This is a genomic window from Candidatus Cloacimonadota bacterium, assembly GCA_034661015.1.
In the GTDB taxonomy this organism is placed as follows: domain Bacteria; phylum Cloacimonadota; class Cloacimonadia; order JGIOTU-2; family JGIOTU-2; genus JAYEKN01.
Genome location: JAYEKN010000049.1, coordinates 1 through 5406, shown reverse-complemented (window position 1 = coordinate 5406; position 5406 = coordinate 1). Strand labels below are relative to the sequence as shown.

3 protein-coding genes are annotated in these 5406 nt (G+C 37.2%); 2 read left to right on the top strand and 1 reads right to left on the bottom strand.

Going from position 1 to position 5406, the window contains the following annotated elements; genetic code table 11:
- Positions 1-1895: hypothetical protein (locus U9P79_01610; GenBank protein MEA2103324.1), on the bottom strand; the 1895-nt coding region annotated here is incomplete at its 3' end.
- A 354-nt stretch (positions 1896-2249) separates the two neighbouring features.
- On the opposite strand from U9P79_01610, the gene rpoN reads away from it, so the two are divergent.
- Both rpoN and U9P79_01600 read left to right on the top strand, forming a co-directional pair.
- Entirely contained in the window at positions 2250-3734 is a 1485-nt protein-coding gene (rpoN, locus tag U9P79_01605) for an RNA polymerase factor sigma-54 (protein MEA2103323.1), read from the top strand.
- Between the two features lie 168 nt (positions 3735-3902).
- Entirely contained in the window at positions 3903-5240 is a 1338-nt protein-coding gene (locus U9P79_01600) for a replication-associated recombination protein A (protein MEA2103322.1), read from the top strand.
- Positions 5241-5406 lie beyond the last annotated feature (166 nt).

Genomic DNA, 5406 nt, shown 5'->3' with positions numbered 1-5406 from the left:
GCAAACGAAATTGTGGTAGATTCTGTAAACGGATTGGGAAAATTAGTAAGATTATTGATGCTGGTTATTTCTGGTTCAGGTGTAATGGAACTTCCTAAATCTTCAAAATTAATTTTTACTTGCATATATTTGATATTGCCACCCAAATCTTGACTCAAAGAGAAATCGTCATAATATCCGATCGTAACGAGTCCCCAGCCATTTCCGAGATTTTCAATATTTCTGTAAATTGTGGGATAAACGGTGCACTCATCTTCGAAATTGTAATTGGGATTGTTTATATCAGTAACTTGTATCGGAGCAGTCCAAGTTTCTCCATCGTCATTTGAAGCGGAAAGAAAAATCAGAGGATGTTCGTCATAAGCACTAAAACCGGGCAATCCGATGGAATTCATATAATGATAAGTTCCGTCAACCCAAAGCTGAACCATCCATCCTTCTTCGATGTTTGCAGCCTGCTTTTGTATATTTTCATGAAATAACATATCTCCGATATCTCCGGAAGAAGACCAGCCCTGACAATAATATAAAATCGTATCACCGGTTGCTTCATCGATCTCCCAAGGAACACTGTGCCCACCGGGATCATCACCACCGAGTTTGGGAACATTCCGGAAACTAAAACCATCATCGTAATTCCATGTTAATTGGGCTTGGGGTAAATATTCGGGAAAAAAATAAAAACTAACTTCTTCCTCAGTACCATAACTTTGAACATAGGGCCAGTGAATATTTCCTTGAGAATCGAAAATCCCTGTACTTTTTGAAGCTACACACCAAACCTCAATAGATTCAAGCAAATTTCCGCTGTTATTTACAAAGCCAGGAATATTTTCTACGGAATAAAGCGGTTCACCGGTTCCATATAAATCTTCGTCATTCCATGAAGTTCCATAATCATCTGATATCCAGACAAAAGGACCATTCTCTACAGGTGCAGGATTACCTGATAAATTAGCAGCCTTTCCCAACATAGCAACTCTTCCGGGATTATTGTAATCTATCGCAAAACTTAAATTCATTGGTCTGATATCATTTACCCACCAATTTGTCATAGGATAAACAGCAGTCCAATTCTCAAAATTAAAAATTGGTTCCAGCACATTCGGTTCGTTGATGTTTTCTATATCCATATACATTATTCGGGGAACGTCACAGGGATTGCCTTGGGGGGAATAAGAATAATTTCGAGAAATCAGATATATTCGAATATAATTTTCACCTTCAGGAGAGGGCCCGGAGTATAATTGAGGCCAAATAAATTCATGATATGCTGGTGGGGGAGGGGGGTAAAATCCCATCTCGTGCCAATTGCCGGGGATATTTTGTAGATTAAATTGATCATATGAGATTCCCACACCATATCCGGTTGCTGCGTCACTCTGGTGCCAGACTCCCAGAGGATTTCCGCTGGAAGGGTGCATACACATATCACCATATCCTTGCCAGATATCTTCTTCGGTTATAGTTCCAAAATCATTGAGAGAGCCATTAGCATTAATATAAGCCCAATATTGTCTTCTGTTCGTGGTTGGTTGGTTATCCGGTGTTGCATGCCAAGTCATATAATAGCCATCACCGTTTTCCGTTTGTTTCACAATTTGAAATCCCACATAAGAAAAGGGCATATAATCATACCAACTTGTCATAATGGTTACCGGATAAGTTATGAATTCCCATTCCGGAGTTGTGTAAGCTCCGCAATCATCCGTGTAGGGTAAAACAATTTCCTCACGAGATTGTTCGGTTTTGATTGGTTTGAAATTATTAGCGACTTGCTTCTGAAATTCTGCTGTTAATATTGTAGCAGAAGTTAGAAAGAGGATTAAAATAAGTGAGAATACAAGAAAGTTATTTCTTCTTGTTTGTGAGATGAATCTTTTTTGCGTATTCATAGCTTCCTCCTATGTTTTTTGTTTTTGCGCAGTTGCGGATTTTTGTGAACTTGAAAACATAAAAAGTTTGAAATATACAAACTTCTTAATGCCAATTGAAGTTTTCTTGTTTCCATTAGTTCGCCCTAAATATTTGATGAATGATTTATTACCAATAATCAAGGAAAATGCATTTCAATCTGTTGAAAAGCAATAAGAAAAATTTATTATTTCAATAAAAGGTTAGAGCTTAAATATTTTGTCAAGTTTTGGGCAGATATTATTTATAAATACATACTCGTTTTTGATTATTAAGTGCTTTTGGGTGTTGGGCGTCCGGACTTGGATGCTTAATCTTGAGCACAACATTGGATTATGCATAATGGAAAAATCAAAAAGGTTGACAAGATTATTTCGGATTATCAAATTAATGTTATGTCAAAAATAAATATGGGTTTAACCGGCAATTTAAAGCTTGAGCAAAAGCAAAGGCTTTCACCCCAAATGCTCATTTCTGCGGAACTTATTCAAAAGCCGATTCAAGAACTTGAACAGGCTTTGCGAAGGGAGTTGAGTATTAATCCCTTCTTAGAAGACACACTCGAATATGAAGATTTTAGCGATGAGTTAGAATCATCCGAAGATGAAGAATTGTCTCAATCGGAAGAGGGAGATCTTGCAGATAAGATTCAGGAAGTAAACGAAATACTGAACGATATGGATAATTTGCAAAATGGTTCTTGGGAATATGAACGAGCGGATAAATCTCGGGCTAATTTGGAAAAGTATGAGGGATTTGAGGTAGAAATAGAAAAATTTTGGGAAAATTTTCGTGAAGATGCAAAAGAGATTGCCACAAATAATGAAGAGATAGAATTTATTAAGGGAATTTTAAATAGTATTGACCATGTCGGACGTCTGACAACTCAATTGGAATATTTAATCAGCGAAACTTCCATATCAATGGACAGGGCGATTGCAATTCATAAAAGTATAATGTCTCTTTACCCCAGAGGGATCGGCGCTCGCAATCTTGAAGAATGCCTTATTGCTCAGCTTGAACAGATTCAACTTCTCGACGAGCTTCTTGTTTCCGTAATCAGGAATGACATCAAACTGCTTGAGAATAGAAAATATAAAAAAATTGCCCTGAAACACAGGGTTCCCATTGAGCGTATTAAGGAAATAAATAAGATTATTTCACAAATGGACCCACGCCCGGGAAGCCGAATTAGCACCGGCACCCCATCTTACATAAAACCGGACATTATTGTGAAAAAGATAGATGGGGACATTCGGGTTTTCATCAACGAAACTTTTATACCGGAAATTCGAGTTAATCAACATTTTGCTCGAAAATTGCTAAATAAAAGTGGGGGAAATGCGGACACTATAAAATATATCAAAGACAAACTCCTCTCAGCCCAAAATTATGTAAAAGCTCTATGGATGCGACAGGAAACTCTCGAAAGTATTGCCCATGAGATAGTGAGGCAACAGCCCACATTTTTTAAAGATGGAATAAAAACATTGCATCCGATGACTTATGATGATATTGCCGGTAAGGTAAACCGTGATATTTCCACTGTTTGCCGGGTGGTAAAAAGTAAATTTGTGGACACCCCAAATGGAGTTTTTCCGTTAAAATGGTTTTTTACAAGTAGTGTGAGCAATAATTCTTCTCAAGCTGTAAAACGGTTAATTGAAGAAATAATTAAATCCGAGGATAAGTCTATGCCATATAGCGACAGGATAATAAGGAACAAGTTGGAAGAACAACAAATCAAAATATCTTTGCGTGCAGTTACAAAATATCGAAACATGATGGGAATTCCGACAAGCAGGCTTAGAAGGGGATAGTTTCATCATTTGGTTAGATGGAATTTAAATTACTAAAAACCTTTATCCTAACGCACTGCTTCCGCCACTTTTTTGATTAAAAAAATAGGGTTTTATATTTACAAAAAAAAATTACTTTTTGATTGGTTTTTGTTTTTTTAATTATCAATTATCAAAAGAGAGCAATCTATGATCCAAGATCTGTTTGACAAAAAGGCTGACGTAGATAACAGATTCAAGCCGTTGCCGGAGAGAATTCGTCCTCAAACTCTCGCTGAATTTGTGGGGCAGCAAAAAATTTTGAAAAAAAATTCAATTTTGAGGAATATTATTGAGAAAAATCAATTAACCTCTTTAATTTTTTGGGGACCTCCAGGCACTGGTAAAACAACTCTCGCAAAAATAATCGCTAACAAAACCGATGCGAATTTTCTCGTTTTCAGTGCGGTTCTTTCGCGAATTACCGAAGTTCGCAAAGCAATGCAACAAGCCGAATTCACATTGAAATCCAAGAACAAAAAAACGGTTCTTTTCATTGACGAAATTCACAGATTTAACAAAGCACAGCAGGACGCTTTTCTCCCTTTCGTAGAAAAGGGAGTGGTTACTTTGATCGGAGCAACCACGGAGAATCCCTCTTTTGAAGTTATTTCACCGCTTCTTTCGAGATGCAGAGTTATTGTTCTGGAAAAATTATCGGAAGATGATATTTTCCAAATTCTTACTCGTAGTTTTAACCACCCAAAAAGCGAAATTGCCGAGTACAAAAAATTATTCGACAAAAAAATATTTCACTATCTCAGCCAATATGCAGCTGGTGATGCCCGAGTTGCTCTGAATGGAATTGATATAATTATCAAGGCGTATGGTGATGAAAAAGATTCCCTGAACGTGGAACAGATCAAAGTTCTTTTGGAGAAAACTGATCTTTTTTACGATAAAAACAAGGAAGAGCATTACAATATAATTTCCGCTTTGCATAAATCGTTGCGAGGGAGTGATCCGCAGGCTGGGATCTATTGGTTAGCAAGAATGCTGGAAGCAGGCGAAACCCCGCTCTATATCGTTCGACGGTTGATCCGTTTCGCATCCGAAGACGTGGGATTAGCAGACCCGAATGCCTTAGTTCAGGCTATCGCTACGAAAGACGCAATTCATTTTCTCGGAATGCCGGAGGCGAATACTGCCCTAACACAGTTGGTGGTTTATCTTGCAACTGCTCCCAAAAGCAATGCTCTATATTCAGCCTACAAAAAAGCATCTGATGATGCAAAAAATACAAGCCATCTTCCTGTGCCATTGCATATCAGAAATGCACCTACAAAATTGATGAAGAATTTGGATTACGGTAAAAATTATAAATACGCCCCTAATTACGAAAATTCCTATTCTTACCAAAAATGTTTCCCGAATAAGATGACGGAAAAAAAATATTATGAACCTTCAAAATTCGGTTTTGAGAAGGAGATAAAAAAGCGATTGATCTGGTGGCAAAAGCAAAAGGAAAAGAGTGAGGAAGGGGAATAAAACAATTATAGTCCACGAAATACACGGAAAAACACGAAAAAGATAATAAATGCAAAAGAGTAATTCGCTGAAAGCGATTGATAAATCTGATTTATCGCCTTTCAGGGAATAAAACAATTATAGTCCACGAAATACACGGAAAAACACGAAAAAGTTTTGTGATGAA

Excerpts from the sequence above, each read along its gene's own strand:
- U9P79_01600 (MEA2103322.1), top strand. The coding sequence starts at position 3,903 with ATGATCCAAGATCTGTTTGACAAAAAGGCTGACGTAGATAACAGATTC.
- rpoN (MEA2103323.1), top strand. The coding sequence starts at position 2,250 with ATGCATAATGGAAAAATCAAAAAGGTTGACAAGATTATTTCGGATTAT.